Raw genomic sequence first — 20,777 nt, 5'->3', positions numbered from 1 at the left:
CATTTTAGGACTTCAGCTTTTTCCATGTTATGAAGCTTGCTTTTGGCGTTCTTCTGAAGCAGAAGAAGTGAATAGAGAGATAACAAATCCAATTACGATTCCGAGTATGGCAGGTACAATCCAGCCAATGCCAAGGTCATATAGCGGCAAGATCGTTTGAAAGAGATCTTTCACAGGACCAATCGGCAGTTTCGCCGCTGCTAAGCCGTCAAATAGACTGACGCAGCCAGTTAAAATCAAAGTAAGGACATACACAGGTCTTCTATGACCAAGCCATTTGTCAGCAAGTGATAAGACGATAATCACAATCGCTAACGGGTAAATCGCAGTTAACACAGGTACTGAAAAAGCGATAATATGAGCAAGTCCAAAATTTGAAATGATAAAACTGAATAATGTGACGAGTGTAACGACCATTTTATAAGAAAGTTTAGGTAATAAATTTGAGAAATACTCTCCGCACGATGTCACGAGACCGATACTTGTGGTTAAACAGGCAACCGTAATCGCCGCGCCTAACACAATATTACCTAAACTGCCAAAAAGAAATTGCGAAGACTGAGCCAAGATTTTACTGCCATCTCCAACAAAACCAATCGCGTGTGTACTTGAAGCGCCTAAATAAGCAAGTGATAGATAAACAAATGTTAATCCGCAAGCTGCAATGAGGCCTGCTTTGATACAAGCAGATGTGAGTGCTTTTTTACTTGTTACACCACGTCCTTTAATGGCGTTGATGACAACAACTCCAAACACAATAGATGCAAGAGCGTCCATGGTTTTATAGCCTTCTAAAAACCCTTTGAAAAATGATCCATTGCTATAGGACACATCAGGTGTGCCAATGACGCCCATCGGTGTCAAAATGGCTTTGACGATAATAATCAAAATGATCGTAAATTTAATCGGTGTTAACACTTTCCCTACACGATCCACAATTTTCGTTGGATTTAGTGCAAGATAATACGTAATACCAAAAAAGGCCAGTGTAAATAAAAGAAGTGAGAGCCAAGCTGGTACACCAGCTAAAAAGGGTAGTGCACCAATTTCATATGAAACCGTTCCTGTACGAGGAATAGCGAAAAGTGGCCCGATGGATAAATATAAAATGACGGTAAACGCTGTTCCAAAAGCTGGGTGAGCTTTATCAGCTAATCCTTTCGCATCTCGACCTGTCAAAGCGATTGCAATAATCCCTAGAAGAGGTAAACCGACACCTGTTAATAAAAATCCGCCCATTGCTTTCCACACATTTTGCCCAGCATATTGCCCAAGCTCTGGTGGATAAATCATATTACCGGCGCCGAAGAATAGAGCAAACAGCATAAAACCTATGATAACCGTATCTTTCGTCGACAAAGTTGCCTTCATTGCATTTAAAGCCTCCATTATTATGTTGAAATATTCTGTTAATTAGTTGCTAGGTAACCGTTCATCATTAACAATCACTAATTATAAAGGATGTACGCCTGATGTCAACATGTGTTTTCGTACAAAAGTCATGAATTTTTCTATTTTAGTATATGAAGAACAATAAAAAAACATCCCCTTCTTCTTTGGAAGGGGATGTTTTGGCTTGTGATGATTATGAGGCAAGTTGCTTTGGTGGGCTGGTAAACATGGAAATAAGTACACCAATCAGAGCACCGATAATAGCTGGTATGATCCAGCCAATGCCTAAATCGTAAAACGGAACAATTGATTTCAAGATGCCAGGCAATCCGCCTAGATTCACTTTGGCAGCTAATAATCCATCAGTGATGGCAAAGAAACCAGTAAAGATGAGAGAAGTGATATAAATGACTCTTCTGCCGTTAATCCAGCGGTCAAGGAACGATAATAAAATAATGACAATGGCCAGTGGATAGATCGCTACGAGTACAGGCACCGACAGAGAAATGATTTGTGCCAGTCCGAGGTTTGCAACGAATGTGCTAAATAAAGAAACAATTAGAACGACAGTACGATAAGAAAGTGCTGGGAAGAGCTTTGAAAAGTATTCTCCACAAGATGAAATAAGTCCAACACTAGTCGTTAAACAAGCGAATAAAATGGCTGCGCCAAGAACAATGTTACCAGCAGAACCGAATAAAAAGTTGGCAGAAAGTGAAAGCAGTTTGCCGCCATCATTTGCTCCAACCATTCCCGTGGCATCGGGGCTTGAAGCACCCACATAAGCAAGTGAAATGTACACGAGTGCCAGTCCAACAGCTGCTACGATTCCTGCCTTAATACAAGCTGCTGCAAGAGATTTTCGCTCTGTGATGCCTCTGTCCTTAACAGCTGTCACCACGACGATTCCAAATACGATAGAAGCAAGTGCATCCATTGTTTTATAGCCTTCTAAAAATCCAGTGAAAAGCGGATTTGCCTCATATGTTTTATCTGGAGCACCGATCATTCCCATTGGCGTAGCAATGGCTTTAATGACAATAATAGCAATAACAGTTAATAAGATCGGTGTCAAAATTTTACCAATACGATCAACCAGCTTTGAAGGATTTAACGCAAGCAAGTATGAAATAGTGAAAAACACTACGGTAAAGATGAATAGTGGTACCCATGAAGTGGCTTGGGCACCTGAGAGAAATGGAGCTAATCCAATCTCATACGAAACCGTACCAGTTCGCGGAATGGCGAAAAATGGTCCAATGGATAAATACAGAATAACGGTAAAGATAGTCCCGAATTTAGGGTGTGCTTTATCGGCAAGACCTTTGGCGCCGGTACCTGTAAGGGCGACAGCAATAACCCCTAATAGTGGAAGACCTACGCCTGTAAGTAGGAATCCGCCGATGGCAAGCCATACGTTTTCACCAGCATATTGTCCAAGAACAGGCGGGAAAATCATATTTCCTGCACCAAAGAATAATGCAAAAAGCATTAGTCCAATAGCCAATGTCTCTTTTATACTTAAACTATTATTCAAAATAGTCCCTCCTCAATCAGTGTATTGTGTCAAATTTAAATATTCTGACAATTTAGGTGTTTATATGACAATTGCACTATGGATGATATAGTGAAAATAAAAAGTTGTCAACTGCCATTTTCAGAAAATTCTCTGTCTGACTTCATTATGGTAACATATAAATGCATTTATTTTTTAAGTTTTTTTGTAAGGAGTTTAAGATATGATTTATCTTGATAATAGTGCTACAACAAAGCCTTATCCAGAGGTTTTACAAGTACATCAGCAAGTGAGTGAGCGTTTCTTTGGGAATCCGTCTTCGCTGCATCAACTTGGAATTGATGCGAGCCGTCTATTAAGTGAAACGCGAAAACAAATCCTTCACTATACAGGTTTTACACAATATGAGATTATTTTTACTTCAGGTGCAACAGAAGCAAATAACATTGCCATCAAAGGGGCTGCTCTTGCCAAGATGAACCGAGGCAGACATATTGTCACAACAGCGATTGAGCATCCATCTGTCATCGAATCGTTTGAACAGCTGAAAACATTATTTGGCTTTGATATTTCCTATATTCAAGTAAATGAGCATGGCCGTGCAGATATGACGCATTTAAAAGAAGTGCTTCGCCCTGATACAGTGCTTGTCAGTCTCATGCATGTAAACAATGAAACAGGCGCGATTCAGCCGATAGAGGAAGCGGCCAGCATCATTCGGAAGTATGCCAAAGAGGCGATTTTTCATGTTGACGGCGTACAAGGAATTGGCAAGGTTCCGCTGCCTAAAGGGATGGATATTGATCTTTTAACGATGTCAGGCCACAAGATTCACGGCCTGAAGGGAACAGGTGCCCTCTTTTTAAAGAGAGAGATCGTACTTGCACCTTTTATCACAGGAGGAGAGCAAGAACTAGGCCTTCGCTCAGGGACTGAGAACCCTGCTGGAGCTGTCAGTTTAGCAAAAGCCATAAAGCAATCATTTGAATATTTAAACAAGCATCATGATGAGATGATCGCCTTAAAAACGGAGCTAGAGCAGCAGCTTGGAAAGATAGAAGGCGTCGTCATAAACACACCGCTGACGCATAGCGCACCGCACATTGTGAATTTTTCAGTGCCAGGTATTCAGATCGAAGTCCTTCTGCATATGCTCGAAAAAGAAGGCATTTACGTTTCGACAACGTCTGCTTGTTCTGCTAAGAAAAAGGAACCAAGCCGTGTCCTGCTCGCGATGGGAAAATCAGAAGAAGCAGCCAAAAGCAGCATGAGAATCAGTTTGACATATGGACAAGGACCAGAGCTAGCGCCACAAATCATCACATCGATCGCACAAAGTGTGAAAAAATTAAAAGGAATGAGATAACAACATGAAGTATGACCATATTTTAGTCCGTTTTGGTGAGATTTCAACAAAAGGGAAAAATAGAAAGAAATTTATCGAAAAACTAAGACAGCATATCCGGTTTGTATTAAAAGACTTTGAAGCATTAAAGTATGCATCTGACAGAGACCGCATTACGATCATGCTAAACGGAGAAGATCCTGAACCGATTTCAGAACAGCTTAAAGGTGTATTTGGCATTCAAAGCTTTAGCCTGGCTGTGAAATGTGAGACAAATCTTGATGCCATCAAAGAAGCGGCACTCTCAGCGGTTCAGGAAGTGTATAAACAAGGAAATACATTTAAGGTCTCAACGAAACGCTCTTATAAACAATTTGAGCTTGATTCAAATGAAATGAACCGAGAAATTGGTGGACATGTTTTAAGGAATACAGACAACTTAACCGTTAATGTGAAACAGCCAGATGTTCACTTGCGAATTGAAATAAGAGAACACGCGACGTACATTACATTTAAAGATGTAAAAGGTGCAGGCGGACTGCCAGTTGGTTCAAGCGGAAGAGCGATGTTGATGCTCTCTGGCGGCTTTGACAGCCCAGTGGCCGGCTATCAGGCAATGAAACGAGGCATTCAAATTGAAGCGGTTCATTTCTTTAGCCCACCTTATACAAGTGAACGTGCCAAGCAAAAGGTCATTGATCTAGCGGAATGCTTAGCTGCCTATGGAGGCGAAGTCAAGCTTCACATCGTTCCTTTTACGAAAATCCAAGAGCTCATTCACAAACAAGTACCAGAAAACTATACGATGACTTCAACGAGAAGAATGATGCTCAAAATTGCAGATAAAATAAGAGCCAAGCGTGATGCGCTTGCCATTATTACAGGGGAAAGCCTTGGTCAAGTGGCAAGTCAGACACTTGAAAGCATGTATGCCATTAATCATGTCACAAACACACCGATCATTCGCCCGCTGATTGCCGTGGATAAGAATGACATTATCGAAGAAGCGAGACGAATTGGCACATATGAGACAAGCATTCAGCCATTTGAGGATTGCTGCACGATCTTTACGCCGCCATCTCCAAAAACAAAACCAAAGCTTGAAAAAGTAGAACGCTACGAAAGCTTTGCTGAATTCGAGCCAATGCTTGATGAGGCAGTGGAGCAGATCGAAACAATCGTTGTCACAAATGAAAAGAAAGCAGCTGACAAATTCGCTGATTTATTCTAAATAAAAAATTTCATAATAATTACCATAAAATCAATCGCATGAAGTCATGTGTTTCTACACATTCTATATTCACAAGGAGGTGAGAACACATGGCTCAACAAAACAGACAAAGCAGTTCTAATCAATTAGTCGTTCCAGGCGCTGCACAAGCGATCGACCAAATGAAGTACGAAATCGCTTCAGAATTTGGCGTAAACCTTGGACCAGAAACAACAGCTCGCGCTAACGGATCAGTTGGTGGAGAAATCACTAAGCGTCTTGTATCTTACGCTCAACAACATATGGGTGGCGGATCTTTCTAAGACACACAATTAAAAAGCTATGGCTTATGAGCGGGTTCATTCCCGCTCTTTTTTTGTACATAAATTGTTAGAATATTTTTAAAAAAGAAGACGAAATGAAAAAATTATGGCATAATACTAGGAGTAGGTCCTAATTCAAGCATTTTTTAGTTATGAGTGTTAGAATAGGTAAATTGAAACATGATTCGTTTCATAGAAAGAGGCTAAAAGGAGCTGTACCATGAAAAGAGAAGACTTAATTGCACCAGAACAATATAACTTAGTCAGTGAGATTGAAGCGTTCAGTCATGACCAGAAGAAAATCGCCCTGCACTGGCAGGACGGAAATGGCCATGAAGCACATGTGACATATGCAGCATTAGTGGAAGAGGCGAATAAAATTGGTCATGTTCTATTAAATGCAGGCTTTAAAAAAGGCGATAAAATCATTGTGATGGTGCCTCGTATGCTAGAGGCATACAGCATTTATTTAGCCATTCTAAAAACAGGAATGGTTGTGATTCCTTGTTCAGAAATGCTTCGCGCTAAAGATATAGATTACCGAATTGAACATGCAGAAGCAAAAGGAGCGATTGTTTACGCATCATTCATTCAATCGTTTGAAGGAACCAACCAGCCAAAAGATTTCAAAACATTCTCGATTGGTGAGAATGATCATGGCTGGACAAACATTGTTGCGCAAAAGGAAGAGCAGTCAAGCGAGTTGAAATTGGCAGACACAACACGTACAGACATGGCGTTTCTCTCTTATACATCAGGCACAACAGGTAACCCAAAAGGGGTTGTTCATACACATGGCTGGGCGTATGCACATTTACGTACTGCGGCCAAAGCATGGCTCTCCATTAATGAAGGGGATAAAGTATGGGCAACAGCAGGACCAGGCTGGCAAAAATGGGTGTGGAGTCCTCTCTTATCTGTTTTAGGAAGCGGAGCAGAAGGTTTTGTTTATGGAGGGAAATTTAATCCGAATACGTACTTAGAGCTGCTTCAAAAAAATGAAATCAATGTTCTATGCTGTACACCAACAGAATATCGATTTATGGCAAAAGTGGATGACCTCAGTCAGTACGAGCTACCCAAATTGCATAGTGCTGTTTCTGCGGGAGAGCCGCTCAACCGTGAAGTCATCGATACGTTCAAAAAACATTTCGATATCGAAGTGCGAGATGGTTACGGGCAAACAGAAAGCACGCTGCTAGTCGGGGTGCTGAAAGGAATGGACATCAAGCCAGGTAGCATGGGCAAACCAACACCTGGCAATGAAGTAGAGATCATTGATGAGAATGGCCAGATCTGTGCTCCAGGAGAAATAGGTGACATTGCCGTTCATCTTGAAACGCCGGCTTTATTCAAGGAATACTACAAAGATGCAGAGCGTACAAAGGCGCAGCGCCGTGGGGATTACTTTATTACCGGTGACCGTGCGAAAAAAGATGAAGACGGGTATTTTTGGTTTGAAAGCCGCAGGGATGACATCATTGTCAGCTCAGGTTATACAATTGGTCCATTTGAAGTCGAAGATGCACTCATTAAACACCCAGCAGTGAAAGAATGTGCGGTTGTGGCAAGTCCAGATGAAATCAGAGGATCAATCGTGAAAGCATACGTCGTCCTGCGTGATGCATCTGCACAAAGCGATGAGCTGATTAAAGAACTGCAAACACACGTGAAAAATACAACAGCACCGTACAAATATCCAAGAGAAATCGAATTCATTGACGAGCTACCAAAAACTCCGTCAGCGAAAATTCGACGTGTCGAGCTGAGAGAAAGAGAGCTTGCACGAAAATCATCATAACAGTAGAAACAATAAGCGTCTGGATGGAAAATCATCCAGCGCTTTTTTTATTGGACAAATCAAATATGTAAAATTCGTTCATGATGTTTTATGTTAAAATGTGTAAGGATGACTTGAAAAGGAGAATGTTCTGAAAATGTCGATTGCGATAATTCATGGGATTGTGCTTGCCTTTGGCCTTATTTTACCTTTGGGCGCACAAAATGTATTTGTATTTCAGCAAGGAGCCCTTCAGCCGCGATTATATCGCGTACTGCCTGTGGTCATTACAGCTGCTCTCTGCGACACACTTTTAATTACTTTAGCTGTCATTGGGGTTTCGGTTGTTGTACTCACCATTCCTATCTTGCAAATGGGTCTTTTTATCATTGGATTTTTCTTTTTACTTTATATGGGATGGTCAGTTTGGAACACGAGCTCCGCAACAGGTAATCAAGAAAAGATGGACTTGATGCCTATGAGAAAACAAATCATATTTGCCTGTTCCGTTTCACTTTTAAATCCTCACGCGATTCTCGATACAATAGGAGTGATAGGAACGAACTCTCTTCAATATCATGGGGCGGAAAAGGTGGCATTTACCGCAGCCTGTATCATTGTCTCGTGGTTATGGTTTATGGGTCTTGCCCTTCTCGGGAAAATGTTAGGAAAGCTAGATACAAACGGCAAGTGGATGAACCGGATCAATAAAGCCTCTGCGGTCATGATCTGGCTAGTTGCATTATATATCGCCTATCAGCTTATTGGATAAAGGATACATAGAGCAAAAGAGACGTGATGTTGAACATGTCATTTGAAGAAGCGTTGGATGGAAAACATCCGGCGTTTTTTTGTTGTCTACTGTCTCGGGGCAAGCATCGGTTACACCCCGTTCATTTATCTCAGACATACTGACGATTCAATTACCTGGAGGAAATGATCAAAATAGAATGTATGCTACACTATAAAAAATGTATTTTATTGGATGTGGAGGTTTTCAAATGGCTCATAAAGAACAGCGTAAAGGGGCAGTGCTTGCTGTCTTTGATACATTGACGTTTGGTGTACCAGTCTTGTTGTGGAATTTATATAAGAATACGAATAAAACATTGAAGCTGATGATCCCGATTATTCCAATAGTAGGTTTCATCACGTATCTTTTAGCATCTCTTTACTAATGTGTTCAAAAATCATTTGCATGAGCGATACGCTCATGCTTTTTTCATTCGATCATTTTTTGAAGATGGTTTGATTTAATAGACGAAGAGCTTGTACGATATCATCCATTTGATTTTGGTCAGAGGAAGAAAGGCTGTCCATGAGCATGGATTCAATTTGTTGAAATGCTTTGTCCATACACGCACGGCCTTTTTTAGACAGCATAATGACATGTTTTCGCTTGTCATCTTTATCTTCTTGTCTATCAATGAATTGTTTTTCGTGAAGCTTTTTCAATTCTCTGCTGACATTCGGAAGAGACATGTGCTGACAATCGGCGATTTCACTAGGTGTTAGCGGCTCACTGATGGCTAACTGCTCCAGAATCAAATATTGTAGAGTGGTTAGATCAGATGGTTTGATCTTGTTCATCATGGCGTGTTTCAGCTCAGAAAAAGTAGAAGCAAATGTGACAAACTCTTTGAAAAAATGTGGGTTTTTCATCATTTTTCACCTCCTACGTACCATACCAAATTTGTTATCAAAAAACAATTATCATTTGACAACTAAAAAAGAGGAGTGTATGCTTTTTGTTATCAAATGATAACTAAAGGAGACAAGCCATGAATGTACTCATTATTTATACTCACCCCCATCACAATAGTTTAAATGGTGCTTTTTTTAAAGAAATCCTAAAGGGCAGTGAAGAAAATCCAAATGTTCAAGAAGTGAGAATCATAGATTTATACCAAGACAAATTTGATCCTGTACTTATTTTTAATGAGGAGAAAAAAAGACGTGATATGCATAAGGACCCTGAGATTCAAGAATATCAAGAGAAAATCAAATGGGCAGACAACATCGTGTTTGTTTATCCGATTTGGTGGGGGCGGCCGCCAGCCATGCTACTTGGTTTTATTGATCGCATGTTTGCAGCGAATTTTGCTTACCGTCAAACAGGCGGGCTGCTTCCAGAAGGCTTGTTAAAAGGAAAGAGGGCTGTATGTGTATCGACAATGCAAGGACCGACCCACTACCCTTTCTTCTTTTTGCAAAATGCCCACAAGGTGTTAATGAAACGAGCTCTTTTGCAATATGTCGGGATTAAACCGGTGAAGTTCTTTGAATTTGGCATGATGGAAAGTCCAAAAGGGAAGCATGACGTGAAATTAAAACGGATATACAACTATTTTCGGAATATCAGCTCATAAAACCACATTCCTTGAGTCACTTTTCTTCTAATTTGAACCTGTTATGTCTTAAAATGACAGAGAGAGTGAGTGACTCATTCTCTTTATTTGAAAAGGGGGATATGGATGAAGAAAACATTGTTTAAAGATGCGGCTCTTATCACACTTGATCCATCTTTAGGTTTTCTGGAGAAGGGAGATCTATTAATTGAAGGGGCACATATTTTAGAAGTCGGACCTTCGATTGAAGTAAGCGGTGCTGATGTTGTTGATGCGTCTGACATGGTCATCATGCCAGGGCTTGTGGATACCCATCGTCATGTGTGGCAATCTGTTATACGGGGAATCGGAACAGATTGGTCTTTGCAAACGTACTTGAGCAAAATTTATTATGGCAACTATGGGGCGATGAGACGTCCATCAGATGATCGAATTGCTAATTATTTAGGCGCATTAGAGGCATTAGATGCAGGAGTGACCACGTTTTTCGACTGGACGATGATCAATTCTATGGATCATACAGAAGAACTCATTGGAGGTTTAAAAGATGCGGGTATTCGAGCGGTCTTTGGTTTTGGTACCTCTGGAGATGCAGCGTATTGGGACAGAGAGAGTACGCTCACGAATATGGAAGACGCAGCCCGCGTGAAACAAAAACATTTTCAATCATCGGATCAGCTGTTGACGATGGGACTTGCCATTCGTGGACCTGAATTTTCTTCATGGGAGACGACCGTCTTTGAAATTGAAACAGCGAGATCACTAGATGCATTATGCAGTATGCACATTGGCTTTGGAAATTGGGGAGCGGCGGATCGATCGATTGAGCGGCTTCATCAAGCAGGGCTGCTCGGGCCTGATTTGAATATGGTGCATATCAATGCAATTGATGCAGATCAAATGAAGATGTTAGCTGACAGCGGAAGCTCCATCTCTATTACACCTGAGATTGAAATGATGATGGGACACGGATATCCTGTCACAGGGCTCGCCATTGAAAATGGCGTTCTGCCAACGCTTGGTGTAGATGTGGTGACAGCGACAGGCGGAGATTTATTTACCCAAATGAAATTTGGACTACAGGCGGAGCGGGCGATTCAAAATCAATCTTTATTGATGGAAGGGACGATGCCAGGACCTGAACTTGGATTGTCTGCACAGCAAATGCTTGAAGCAGCCACTATAAACGGGGCTCGTGCCTTGAAGCTTGATGACAAAATCGGCTCACTCACACCTGGAAAAGAAGCTGATTTTATCTTGATCGATCGGACAAGCATGAATCTTCTTCCGATGACAGATCCGGCTGGGGCAGTTGTGCAAACGGCACACCCTTCAAATGTTGACTCTGTCTATGTGGCTGGAAAAGCAGTGAAACAAAATGGGAAGCTAGTTGGAGTGAACTTAGAAGAGATCAAACAAAAAGCTTATGCGGCAAGAGATCATATTTTATCGCATCAGTTTGAATCAACAAAATGACGTGCAATATCCCCATAGGCCACTGCCTATGGGGAATACTTTACAACGATTCTTTAATGACTTTTTTATAATATTGGACAGATAGGAATCCGAAGACTGAGTATAAAACGGTATAAATCGCCATGACAATCAGCATAGGTGTCCACAGTTCGCTGCCAAATAAAAACCAGCCAGATTGTACAGCAAAGTAGCTGTGCAAGAGCCCGACGAGAAGCGGAATGCCAAAGTTGAAAAGCTGTTTGAGCCGAATGCCTTTTAAGAGATCTGTCTCCGTAAAACCAAGCTTACGCAGAATCGTGTATGAGCTTTGTTCCTCTTCGCTCTCATTCATCTGTTTGAAGTATAAAATACAGCCTGATGTCACAAGGAAGCTGAGGCCTAAAAATCCGACTACAAACATCATCAGTCCGATGGTTTGTTTTTGCTGCTGAGTGGTAGCAAATCTAGACATGCTTTCATCACTCAATTTCACAGACATAAAGACGTCATTGGCTTGTTCAACTTTTCCTTCATCTTTTATATTGATCGCAATATATTGGTTATTCTCACGCTGCAGCTTAGGGTCTTTGTTTTGATCAAGCTGCTCAAAGACGTTTTGACTGACGACAGCAACAGGTAGGCCGCCAGAAGTGAACTGGTAAGAGATTAAATGATCCTTTTTCATATCAATTACTTTTAAATCAATTGGTTTTTTTATTAAAAGTTTCACATCACCAGAGCTTTTAATCGGCATGAATTTTTTCAATAAATCATTGTAGCCACTTAACATGACTTCGTTGTTCTCTACATGAATATTTGGTACGTTTTTCTCGCTGATCACAGGTAGTGTTAAGACTCCTGGAGCTTTATTCACACTGCTTAACTTCGTATCGATGATTTGATTTGCATCAAAATCGGCTTGAATGACCTCGAACTGCTTTTTCTCATAGGCAATATGCTGATCAGAAAGTGCGCGAGTGAATGTGCCAGCATCTTTCTCAGATCCCATGACAAAATGTGCTGGAATTTGCTGTTCAGCTGTTTTTTCTGCTGAGTAGTAGGAAATATAGCTGAGTGATAACAAACCGATGGCAAGTGCAGATACGGTAGTAATAATCGTTAACAGCAATGCATTTGATTTTAAACGGAACATGATCGACGATAAAGACAAGACTTCATGAATGGCAAGGTAGCCATTTTTTCTTTTTCGTACGATATTGGCAATAAATGAAACAGAGCCTTTATAGAAAAGGAAAGTACCAATAATGACAGAACCTAAAATATAGATCATGGCTAAAGATAACGAAAACATCGATGTGTATGAGCCATTAAAAAGCTGAGAAGAAATGTAATAGCCTGAGCTGATAAAGGCAATGCCTAGAACCCCGATGATGATTTCAAAGACAGAGATTTTTTTAATACGCTGCTCTGTAGAAGAGGTTGTTCTAAACAAAGCTAAGATCGTTTGCTTCTGAATAAAACGTCTATTTCTTAGCATGATGACAACATAAATCAAGAGAAACACGATGATTGTTTGCAAAAGAGCCGTGCCAGAAAAATGAAGATTGGCAATTGCATGAACACCTGTGACTTTAAATAGAACCATCAGCATCAGCTTTGAACCGATAAATCCGGCCAATATTCCAATAGCCATCGAAATCATATAGAGGATAAAATTTTCTGCATGGAGCAGCTTGGAAATTTTTTGTTTCGTCATTCCAATGAGCTGCAAGAGACCGATTTCTTTTCCTCTACGTTTGATGAAAATGCTATTTGCATATAAAAGGAAGATGCCGACGATGGCGATCAGCAGAATAGAAGCGGCTTTAATGGATGCACCGCCTTTAATAGACCCTTTCACATCATCAAGTGCTGGTGAATACTGCAAGGTGACAAAGGAAAAATAGAGCGCCACACTAAATACAAGTGCAAACACGTATAAATAGTAATTTTTTAAGTTTTTCTTCAGATTGCGGAAGACGAGCTGATTAATGTTCATGCTTCACACCGCCTAAAACACCTTGCGTTTTCATAATATCCTCGAAAAACATCTTTCTCTCTAATGCGCCTTTATTCAATTGTGTATAGATCTGTCCATCTTTGATAAAAATCACTCGTCTTGAATAACTGGCTGCAACAGGGTCATGCGTCACCATGACAATGGTTGCTTTGCGCTTGTGATTGAATTCTTGCAGCTTGTTCAGTAAGTCAGACGCAGATTTGGAATCAAGTGCTCCGGTTGGTTCATCAGCAAAAATAAGGCTTGGTTCATGAATAAAGGCACGTACCGCAGATGTCCGTTGCTTTTGTCCACCAGACAGTTCATTTGGATATTTGTCTCTTAGTTCATAAATCCCCATATCCTCTGCAAGCTGTTGAAAGCGTTCAAAAGCTTCTTTTTTAGGCGTTTTGGAGATGGATAATGGCAAGAGGATGTTCTCTTTAACCGTGAGTGTATCAAGTAAGTTATAATCCTGAAAAACAAAGCCAAGCTGTTTCTTTCTAAATTCAGCGAGCTGCTGATCTTTCATTTGCGTCATTTCTGCATCTGCGATCCGAATCGATCCGCTGGACACATGATCAATCGATGACAATACGTTCAAAAGGGTCGTTTTCCCCGAGCCTGATGGCCCCATGATGCTGACAAATTCTCCAGCTTCTATCGTCAAATCAATGCCTTTCAGCACCTCTTGTTTATTGAATTTATTTCCATAGCTTTTATATAATTTACGAGCTTCTAAAATGTTCATCTGTCGAACCCCTTTTTTATTTAATTGATATCTCTAGTATAAAAAGAAGCCGATCAGACTTCCTGCGATTTGGCGAACAAAACAGGCGTGCATGTGACATTGTTGTCACATGCTTGTTTTATATGTCAAAGCCTTATGTAGAATTCAGATTGTTATTCAATTATTTTATCTGTTTTTCGCGATGATGTATCAAATTTCTTGTTTTTTCTGATGAACCTTTACAGAGTATGTGATTTCATGTAAGATATGCATATCAAATATATGCATAGTAAATCTATGTATTAGAGGTGACGATGGATGAAAGTGAGTAAAGAGCTTCTAAAGGGGAGTACTGCTACCCTTATTTTAAGCTTGCTAAATGAAAAGCCGATGTATGGATATGAAATGATTAAGCAATTAGAGTCGAAATCCGAAGGGATTTTTAGCTTCAAAGAGGGAACCATTTATCCTATTTTGCACACTTTGGAGGGGAAAGGATTCATTGTGTCTTACTGGGGCGAAGGGAATGGCAATCGAAAAAGGAAGTATTACAAGATTAATGAACAGGGCAAAGCGTTTATGAAAGAAAAGAAGGAAGAATGGACTGTCTTCAAAGATGCAGTAGATGGCGTTTTGAATGGGGAGAAAGTCGTATGGGACTAGAGAAAAAGTTTGAACAATATATCAAAAATGTGTGTAAACGAATCAAAAATAAAGACGTACATGCAAGTATAAAGCTTGAGCTTCGTGATCATTTATACACGCTGAAAGAGGAAGCGGTAAGTGCGGGCATGTCAGAAGAAGAGGCGGTAAATCAAGCGCTCGATCAAATTGGAGATGCAGCCATACTCGGAATGCAGCTCCATGAAACACACAAAACTCAAGTGGACTTTAAAACGATACTTCTTGTACTAGCTACTTGTTCATTTGGGCTGTTTGTGATGTATTATTTTCAGTTTCATTCTCATTTACTTCATTTTCAAGACACGAATATCTTTTATAAAAGTCTCATTTACTATGTATTTGGTCTTGCGTTGATGTTTGGGCTGTTTGCTTTTGATTATCGGCGCTTTTTACCCTATTCTTGGCATTTATATATAGGAACGATTGGAATGCTGATTCTTACAATGATGATTGGGACAAGAGTGAACGGTATTCTCTTTTTAAGCTTAAATAATGGATCGATCAATCTGACTGAAATTTTTCCATTTCTGATGATTATTTCGTTAGCGGGCATTTACCAATCTTGGAACTGGAAGAATGGTTTTAAGTCTTGGTTAGGGTTAGCGATTGTCACTTTACCCATTATTTTATTACATATAGTCGGATCTCTTTCTGCAACCATCACCTTTATGGTCATATGCATAACGATGATGTATGTATCTCATGCAAGAATGAGACAGCTTATTCCGTTTACAGCAGCAGGTATTGTCTATCTCATTGTTCAATTATTTTCTCTTTATCAAGCTGATATGTCCCACTTTTACCAATACTCACTTCATGAATTTAGCTCAAATGGTTTTCAGATAAATCCGTACGCATTGTATGATGTTCACACTGATTGGATGTTGACGTATATCATTTATTCATTCGGATGGTTTGCAGGATTGGCCGTTTTTATTTTGTTTGTGACTTTGATTTATAGAGTAGTTCATACAGCGAAACGAGTTCAATCTGCTTATGGCAAGATGTTAATGATTGGTTTGGCAACCACATTTGCAGCAAAATTTATCTTAAGTATTTTCACAAACTTTGGATTATTGCCTATATCAGGAGTTTCCATGCCTTTTATGAGCTATGGGGGATCTCATATTCTTCTAGAAATGATGTCAGTCGGGCTGCTAATGAGTATTTATAGAAGGAAACAGCTAGGAGAAATGTGCCGTGAAGTAGCGTGATATGGCTGTATAAAATAACCCAATCTCTTCAATGCATCGTTGAATGAAGAGATTGGGTTTCTTGAACTGCATGTTCACATGCTTGCAATATGCACAAAATCATTCTTTTTCGGAAAGATAAAGGTGAAAGTTGTCCCTTGATCTAATGTGGAGTTGACCTCGATTGTGATATGAAGAGCGTCAGCTCCCTTTTTTGTTAAATAGAGCCCCATGCCTGTGGAGGCCGTGTCATTGTGATGTCTTGTGGAGGTAAAGCCTTTTTCAAAAATACGGGACACGTCTCTTGGGTCAATTCCTCTGCCTTGATCTGTGATGGTGAGCACCACTTGTTCGTTCATTTGTTTGCTTTCGATGATAATGTCAGATGATTGGCTGTACTTGACGGCGTTTGTCAGCACTTGTCTGATCATAAAGGATAACCATTTTGTATCACTTAATACGTCTCGCTCTTCTAATAAAAGGTCAAAGCCAATTCCTTTTTGCATACACCACGATTGGAGCGCTTTGATTTCTTTCGTTAGCATGTTTTGGAGATCCAGTTTTTCAATAAATAAATCATTTTCAATATGTTGGATCCTGCTTTGATGCAGCTGTGCATCAAGGAGTAAATGTATTCTAAGCCATTCATATGTCATATTTGATTTGAGCGGCTGTTCTGTTATGCGGTCAATCATTAAGTGCATCGCCGTGAGCGGCGTTTTCACCTCATGTATCCATGAGAGCAGTTCATCTTTTTCTTCTTCCAGCGCAGTCTTTTGCTTAGCCGTCATCTGGCGGTATCGGTCGATTTGCTCTGACGCTGCCTCCTGTACAATTTGTTCAAAGGGGGAAGAGGGTTTGAGACGTATTTGATGGTCTATGTTTTCATCCCATTCTTTCAGTTGCATGTAATAAGCAGTTTCTTTCCGATAACGAAAAAAAAGAAAAACAATGAAGAGTAATGTAGACAAAAGCACGATATAAAAAAGAGAAGCTAGTGGAATCGTTGTATCCAAATATGCAACAAAGAGAATGAGAAGCTGCAAACTAAGAAAGAACAAGATCCAGCTTCTTCGTTCTTTTAGAAATGCTTGCAGCATCATTGATCATCCTTTTCCTTTGCAAGATAACCTTGACCCACTTTTGTTTCAATGAAGGCGCCAAGGGAGATTTCGTCTAGTTTTTTTCTAAGGCGGTTGACATTTACAGTGAGTGTATTGTCACTCACGAATCGTTCATCGTCCCATAAAGCTTGGATGAGAGATTCCCTTTTGACGATATGGTTTTTATGCTGAATCAATTCTTTGAGAATAAAAAACTCATTTTTTGTTAATTCAACCTCACCGTTTTCATTTGTCACTGTATTATTTTCGAGATCAAGGGTAGCGCCGCACCAGACTTTTAAGTTGGCTGGTTCCGCATTATAATCATGGACTCGGCGAAGAACAGCACTTACTTTGGCGATGAGAACGTCAAAGTGAAAGGGCTTTTGTACAAAATCATCAGCTCCAAGCTGCATCGACATGACCATATCAGCAGGATGATCACGAGAGGAAAGAAAGATGATGGGCACATTAGAATGATGCCGAATCATCCGGCACCAATGAAAGCCATCGTACTTTGGTAGCTGAATATCAATAATGACTAAATCAGGCTGGATGGAAGTGAACTCCTGCATGACCTGTTGAAAATTGTTGATCCCATACACATCATAAGACCAGTTGACTAAACGTTCTTTGATTTCTTGGAAGAGGGTTGTATCATCCTCAATCAGCAAAATTTTAAACAAAACGAGCACCACACTTTTTGAATTACTTGTACATCATTGTAGCGGAAAACAGGCACTCCCGCTAGAAGCAGACAGCAAAAAAGCAAGGGAAGAGATCCCTTGCTTCGGTTTATTTACCTAAAAAGTGCTTTTTAAAGAATGATAATTGATATTCAAGTGTGAGTGGATCATTAAAGTAAAACTCTTCCGCATTTGCTTCATACACACGATGTTTTTTCACAGCAGGAATGGACTTATAGATTTCACTGTTTTGATAGGAATTGTCCATCTCGCTGTTTTTGCTAATGATCATATAGTCTCCGGCAAATTCAGGGATGACCTCTTGTGATACCGCATAATAGCCAGCTTTTAATGCTTTTTCTTTTACTTTTTCAGGCATTTTTAGTTTCATTGCTTGGTAGAGGATTTCTGTTCCCCGTCCCCACGCATCTCCAAAGACGTAAAGATCTTTTGTGCCGCTTTCAAAGACAGATACGGTTGCATCTTCACCAATTTTTGCTTTGATTTCTTTGCCAGCTTCAGCTGCACGCTGTTTGAAATCCTTGACCCATGCTTTTGCTTCTTTTTCTTTGTTTAAGACTTTTCCAATTTCAATATGCTGCTGAAGGTAATCGACTTTGTTATACGTGAATAAAACGGTAGGGGCGATTTTTTTTAGTTTTTCTACATTTTTTGCACCGCTTAAACCGATGATGACATCAGGTTTTAGCTTCATGATTTTTTCTACATTTTCATCGGATACTTCTTCCACATTTTTTAATTTCTTTTTGAAACGTGGATTCTTTTTTGACCAAGAGTCAACGCCCACAAGGTTCACACCAAGTGACAAGACATTTCCTGTATAAGAGGCGAGAACAACAACACGTTTTGGATTTGCTGGCAGCTTCACAGGTCCATTTTCAGATTGATATGTAATCGTGTCCGATGACGTTGATTGCTTTCCTTTATTTGAGGAAGAGTTGCTGCTATTGCCACATGCGCTCAACGCAAGTACGAAGATGAGCATCAGAGGGAACAATATTTTCTTCATGAATGTAAACTCCTTTGAAATCGGCACATCAGCCGTGTATTTGGTTGTATGAGTGATAATGATAATTATTATCACTCAGATATCATACCATAGAAGTGAGGTTTGTTGTCAATGATATTTTAGCAGTGGATAGAGGAATAATGATAGAAAGAAAAAAAGATCAAGGCAGTGTATGACCTGATCTTTTTTCTTATTTAAACCAGCCTTTTTCTTTGGAACGAGTAATGGCCTCAATTCGGTTTTTGACTTCTAGTTTATCTAAAATAACGGATATGTAGTTTCGGACAGTGCCGCTTTTAATGCTGAGTTCCTTGGCGATTTCTTTTGTGTTTTTTCCGTCTGCGACGAGTTCTAGAACCGACTTTTCTCGTTCAGTTAAAGGATTTTCGTCGCTGTACAAGTCTTCCATTAATTCAGGGGCGTACACCTTTTTCCCTTTCATCACGCTGCGGATGGCACTTGCTAAATCCTCGCTTGGGCTGTCTTTCAGCATGTAGCCGCTAACGCCAGCTTTCAGTGCTCTTTGAAAATAGCCAGAACGGGCAAAGGTTGTTAAAATGATGATCTTCACATCAGACTTTTTGAGTTCTTCAGCGGCATCGAGACCAGATTTTCCTGGCATTTCAATATCCATTAAACAAATATCGACCGGATGTTTTTGAGCAAAATCAATGGCGTCCTGGCCGTTTGTCCCTTTTCCAACAACGGTCATATCGTCTTCTAAATCGAGAAGCGACCCAAGAGCACCAAGCAGCATTTGCTGATCCTCTGCGATAAAGATGTTAATCATTTTATTTCCTCCTTATCTTTCGCTGCTGAATCATTTGGAATACTCATGATCAGCTTCGTCCCGTCTTTTGTTTCAATGTGCAGGCGTCCATTTGCAAATTCCAATCTTTCTCTAATCCCTAAAAGGCCATGTCCCTTCGTTTGAGAGGATGGATCACCGCCTTTAAATGTGCCGTTATCCTCAACTGTAATGACAACTTCCTTTGACTTTTGATGAATGGTGATTTGACAGACAGTGGCATCGCTGTGTTTGACGACATTCGTTACGGCTTCTTTGATGCACATGCTCACAATGTTTTCGTTCAGAAGAGAGATGTGTTTCGGCGCTTCCTTTTCATCATAAATCATGTCAATATCGGCGGCTTCAAGGATTTGCTTGATGTTCAATTTCTCATCTTTGATCCGAATGCCTTTCATGGAAGAAACAATTTTCCGCACTTCATTTAGAGACGTTCTAGCTGTCTGTTGGACGCTTTTTAGTTCGGCGCGTGCCTGTTCAGGGTCTTTATACACGAGTTTACGGGCAAGGTCACTCTTTAAACCGATAAGAGAGAGTTTTTGTCCAAGTGTATCATGTAGATCACGAGCAATGCGCTGTCTTTCTTCAAGTTTGACAAGATCGGCGATCCGTTCATTGGCATTTTCTAATTTCTCTTCAAGGCGTTCACGTTCTTTTCGGCTTCGAATGCTGAGAGGGAGGAGAATGGCGCTAATAAGTGTGATCACAACAAAAGGAATTTGTGTGAGAAACCATCCCTTTTTTAAAATCAAGCTAAAGTTCACTGCTACGGCGGCGCTCCCTAGATGAATATAGTATAAGATATAAAAAGGGACTTTTCTTTTAATGTGCCCATTGAAATAGGCGATGCAAAAAGCGAAATAAATATAGCTGTAGAGCATCACATAGCCTGTAGAAATCGCAATCAATAAAAGACCGAAGACATATAAAGACCAGCCTTTTGCGACAAAGGCAAAACGATACACTCCGAAAAAAACCACGTTCAAAATAATGCCAATGACAATACCTAAAGTCGTAGGCGTCTTTAAGATAAAATAGAAGGGCAGGATGAAAAAAATGGCCCATATATAGGGGGAAATCCCATGCAATTTTTGAATTTTAAACTGTTTTTTCATCCGTGTGCCACCTTTTCCGTTTTCGTTCTTTTCCTTACTTTATCAAATTCAACTTACGGT

Annotated in this window: 20 protein-coding genes; 10 read left to right on the top strand and 10 right to left on the bottom strand. The window is 40.2% G+C overall.

Features of this window, described 5'->3' with window-relative positions; translation table 11 throughout:
• Window positions 1–27: 27 nt before the first annotated feature.
• Together brnQ (MKY11_RS13720) and brnQ (MKY11_RS13715) are read right to left on the bottom strand one after the other, a co-directional pair.
• Window positions 28–1,371: a branched-chain amino acid transport system II carrier protein gene (gene brnQ / locus MKY11_RS13720; protein ID WP_024718689.1), complete on the bottom strand. Its 1,344-nt coding sequence runs from the start codon at window positions 1,369–1,371 to the stop codon at window positions 28–30.
• Between the two features lie 214 nt (window positions 1,372–1,585).
• On the bottom strand, window positions 1,586–2,929 hold the full coding sequence (brnQ, locus tag MKY11_RS13715; protein WP_144667149.1) for a branched-chain amino acid transport system II carrier protein: 1,344 nt from the start codon (window positions 2,927–2,929) through the stop codon (window positions 1,586–1,588).
• Between the two features lie 202 nt (window positions 2,930–3,131).
• Here brnQ (MKY11_RS13715) and MKY11_RS13710 point away from each other — a divergent pair, with 202 nt between their 5' ends.
• The 6 genes from MKY11_RS13710 to MKY11_RS13685 all read left to right on the top strand — a co-directional run bounded on the left by MKY11_RS13710 (window position 3,132) and on the right by MKY11_RS13685 (window position 8,744).
• The gene (locus MKY11_RS13710) at window positions 3,132–4,274 is read left to right on the top strand and encodes a cysteine desulfurase family protein (protein ID WP_259253257.1); all 1,143 of its coding nucleotides are present in this window, start codon (window positions 3,132–3,134) and stop codon (window positions 4,272–4,274) included.
• 4 nt (window positions 4,275–4,278) lie between these two features.
• Entirely contained in the window at window positions 4,279–5,484 is a 1,206-nt protein-coding gene (thiI, locus tag MKY11_RS13705) for a tRNA uracil 4-sulfurtransferase ThiI (protein ID WP_024718686.1), read from the top strand.
• Window positions 5,485–5,573: 89 nt separating this feature from the next.
• Complete coding sequence (locus MKY11_RS13700) at window positions 5,574–5,786, top strand: alpha/beta-type small acid-soluble spore protein (RefSeq protein WP_003216385.1); 213 nt, start codon at window positions 5,574–5,576, stop codon at window positions 5,784–5,786.
• A 220-nt stretch (window positions 5,787–6,006) separates the two neighbouring features.
• Window positions 6,007–7,587, top strand: coding sequence for an acyl--CoA ligase (locus MKY11_RS13695; RefSeq protein ID WP_249855654.1), 1,581 nt, complete (start codon window positions 6,007–6,009; stop codon window positions 7,585–7,587).
• Between the two features lie 136 nt (window positions 7,588–7,723).
• Window positions 7,724–8,338 (top strand): LysE/ArgO family amino acid transporter, encoded by a 615-nt coding sequence (locus MKY11_RS13690; RefSeq protein WP_041506718.1) that lies wholly within the window; start codon window positions 7,724–7,726, stop codon window positions 8,336–8,338.
• A gap of 229 nt (window positions 8,339–8,567) precedes the next feature.
• Window positions 8,568–8,744 carry a hypothetical protein gene (locus tag MKY11_RS13685; protein WP_008356320.1) on the top strand — a complete coding sequence of 59 codons (177 nt, stop codon included), beginning with the start codon at window positions 8,568–8,570 and terminating at the stop codon, window positions 8,742–8,744.
• 52 nt (window positions 8,745–8,796) lie between these two features.
• On the opposite strand, the gene MKY11_RS13680 is transcribed toward MKY11_RS13685, so the two are convergent.
• Window positions 8,797–9,231, bottom strand: a complete 435-nt coding sequence (locus tag MKY11_RS13680; protein WP_342501489.1) for a MarR family transcriptional regulator — start codon at window positions 9,229–9,231, stop codon at window positions 8,797–8,799.
• Window positions 9,232–9,347: 116 nt separating this feature from the next.
• On the opposite strand from MKY11_RS13680, the gene MKY11_RS13675 reads away from it, so the two are divergent.
• Together MKY11_RS13675 and MKY11_RS13670 are read left to right on the top strand one after the other, a co-directional pair.
• Window positions 9,348–9,935, top strand: coding sequence for an NAD(P)H-dependent oxidoreductase (locus tag MKY11_RS13675; protein WP_017358293.1), 588 nt, complete (start codon window positions 9,348–9,350; stop codon window positions 9,933–9,935).
• A 105-nt stretch (window positions 9,936–10,040) separates the two neighbouring features.
• Complete coding sequence (locus MKY11_RS13670; protein ID WP_041506719.1) at window positions 10,041–11,390, top strand: amidohydrolase family protein; 1,350 nt, start codon at window positions 10,041–10,043, stop codon at window positions 11,388–11,390.
• Between the two features lie 40 nt (window positions 11,391–11,430).
• Here the strand turns inward: MKY11_RS13670 and MKY11_RS13665 are convergent, their stop codons facing one another.
• Window positions 11,431–13,368, bottom strand: coding sequence for an ABC transporter permease (locus tag MKY11_RS13665; RefSeq protein WP_259253259.1), 1,938 nt, complete (start codon window positions 13,366–13,368; stop codon window positions 11,431–11,433).
• Window positions 13,358–14,119, bottom strand: coding sequence for an ABC transporter ATP-binding protein (locus MKY11_RS13660; protein ID WP_007501759.1), 762 nt, complete (start codon window positions 14,117–14,119; stop codon window positions 13,358–13,360). The genes MKY11_RS13665 and MKY11_RS13660 overlap by 11 nt, the downstream gene beginning before the upstream one ends.
• A gap of 297 nt (window positions 14,120–14,416) precedes the next feature.
• On the opposite strand from MKY11_RS13660, the gene MKY11_RS13655 reads away from it, so the two are divergent.
• Window positions 14,417–14,761 (top strand): PadR family transcriptional regulator, encoded by a 345-nt coding sequence (locus MKY11_RS13655; protein ID WP_144679988.1) that lies wholly within the window; start codon window positions 14,417–14,419, stop codon window positions 14,759–14,761.
• A complete protein-coding gene (locus MKY11_RS13650; RefSeq protein WP_259253260.1) occupies window positions 14,752–15,996 on the top strand; it encodes an FtsW/RodA/SpoVE family cell cycle protein in 1,245 nt (414 codons plus the stop codon). Before MKY11_RS13655 ends, MKY11_RS13650 begins: the two co-directional genes overlap by 10 nt.
• 74 nt (window positions 15,997–16,070) lie before the next feature.
• Here MKY11_RS13650 and MKY11_RS13645 read toward each other — a convergent pair whose 3' ends face one another.
• The 5 genes from MKY11_RS13645 to MKY11_RS13625 form a co-directional block, all read right to left on the bottom strand.
• Window positions 16,071–17,075: a sensor histidine kinase gene (locus tag MKY11_RS13645; protein ID WP_025207788.1), complete on the bottom strand. Its 1,005-nt coding sequence runs from the start codon at window positions 17,073–17,075 to the stop codon at window positions 16,071–16,073.
• Window positions 17,075–17,764, bottom strand: a complete 690-nt coding sequence (locus MKY11_RS13640) for a response regulator transcription factor (protein WP_047945292.1) — start codon at window positions 17,762–17,764, stop codon at window positions 17,075–17,077. Before MKY11_RS13640 ends, MKY11_RS13645 begins: the two co-directional genes overlap by 1 nt.
• A 109-nt stretch (window positions 17,765–17,873) precedes the next feature.
• The gene (locus MKY11_RS13635) at window positions 17,874–18,794 is read right to left on the bottom strand and encodes an iron-hydroxamate ABC transporter substrate-binding protein (protein WP_025207786.1); all 921 of its coding nucleotides are present in this window, start codon (window positions 18,792–18,794) and stop codon (window positions 17,874–17,876) included.
• 190 nt (window positions 18,795–18,984) lie between these two features.
• Complete coding sequence (locus tag MKY11_RS13630) at window positions 18,985–19,584, bottom strand: response regulator transcription factor (RefSeq protein ID WP_007501749.1); 600 nt, start codon at window positions 19,582–19,584, stop codon at window positions 18,985–18,987.
• A complete protein-coding gene (locus MKY11_RS13625) occupies window positions 19,581–20,717 on the bottom strand; it encodes a sensor histidine kinase (protein WP_342501488.1) in 1,137 nt (378 codons plus the stop codon). The genes MKY11_RS13630 and MKY11_RS13625 overlap by 4 nt, the downstream gene beginning before the upstream one ends.
• Between the last annotated feature and the right edge of the window lie 60 nt (window positions 20,718–20,777).

Source organism: Bacillus sp. FSL W7-1085 (assembly GCF_038595035.1).
GTDB lineage: Bacteria > Bacillota > Bacilli > Bacillales > Bacillaceae > Bacillus > Bacillus altitudinis.
This window is presented reverse-complemented; position numbering and strand designations above follow the sequence as displayed.

Excerpts from the sequence above, each read along its gene's own strand:
- brnQ (WP_024718689.1), bottom strand. The coding sequence starts at position 1,371 with ATGAAGGCAACTTTGTCGACGAAAGATACGGTTATCATAGGTTTTATG.
- MKY11_RS13710 (WP_259253257.1), top strand. The coding sequence starts at position 3,132 with ATGATTTATCTTGATAATAGTGCTACAACAAAGCCTTATCCAGAGGTT.
- thiI (WP_024718686.1), top strand. The coding sequence starts at position 4,279 with ATGAAGTATGACCATATTTTAGTCCGTTTTGGTGAGATTTCAACAAAA.
- MKY11_RS13700 (WP_003216385.1), top strand. The coding sequence starts at position 5,574 with ATGGCTCAACAAAACAGACAAAGCAGTTCTAATCAATTAGTCGTTCCA.
- MKY11_RS13695 (WP_249855654.1), top strand. The coding sequence starts at position 6,007 with ATGAAAAGAGAAGACTTAATTGCACCAGAACAATATAACTTAGTCAGT.
- MKY11_RS13690 (WP_041506718.1), top strand. The coding sequence starts at position 7,724 with ATGTCGATTGCGATAATTCATGGGATTGTGCTTGCCTTTGGCCTTATT.
- MKY11_RS13685 (WP_008356320.1), top strand. The coding sequence starts at position 8,568 with ATGGCTCATAAAGAACAGCGTAAAGGGGCAGTGCTTGCTGTCTTTGAT.
- MKY11_RS13680 (WP_342501489.1), bottom strand. The coding sequence starts at position 9,231 with ATGATGAAAAACCCACATTTTTTCAAAGAGTTTGTCACATTTGCTTCT.
- MKY11_RS13675 (WP_017358293.1), top strand. The coding sequence starts at position 9,348 with ATGAATGTACTCATTATTTATACTCACCCCCATCACAATAGTTTAAAT.
- MKY11_RS13670 (WP_041506719.1), top strand. The coding sequence starts at position 10,041 with ATGAAGAAAACATTGTTTAAAGATGCGGCTCTTATCACACTTGATCCA.
- MKY11_RS13665 (WP_259253259.1), bottom strand. The coding sequence starts at position 13,368 with ATGAACATTAATCAGCTCGTCTTCCGCAATCTGAAGAAAAACTTAAAA.
- MKY11_RS13660 (WP_007501759.1), bottom strand. The coding sequence starts at position 14,119 with ATGAACATTTTAGAAGCTCGTAAATTATATAAAAGCTATGGAAATAAA.
- MKY11_RS13655 (WP_144679988.1), top strand. The coding sequence starts at position 14,417 with ATGAAAGTGAGTAAAGAGCTTCTAAAGGGGAGTACTGCTACCCTTATT.
- MKY11_RS13650 (WP_259253260.1), top strand. The coding sequence starts at position 14,752 with ATGGGACTAGAGAAAAAGTTTGAACAATATATCAAAAATGTGTGTAAA.
- MKY11_RS13645 (WP_025207788.1), bottom strand. The coding sequence starts at position 17,075 with ATGCTGCAAGCATTTCTAAAAGAACGAAGAAGCTGGATCTTGTTCTTT.
- MKY11_RS13635 (WP_025207786.1), bottom strand. The coding sequence starts at position 18,794 with ATGAAGAAAATATTGTTCCCTCTGATGCTCATCTTCGTACTTGCGTTG.
- MKY11_RS13630 (WP_007501749.1), bottom strand. The coding sequence starts at position 19,584 with ATGATTAACATCTTTATCGCAGAGGATCAGCAAATGCTGCTTGGTGCT.
- MKY11_RS13625 (WP_342501488.1), bottom strand. The coding sequence starts at position 20,717 with ATGAAAAAACAGTTTAAAATTCAAAAATTGCATGGGATTTCCCCCTAT.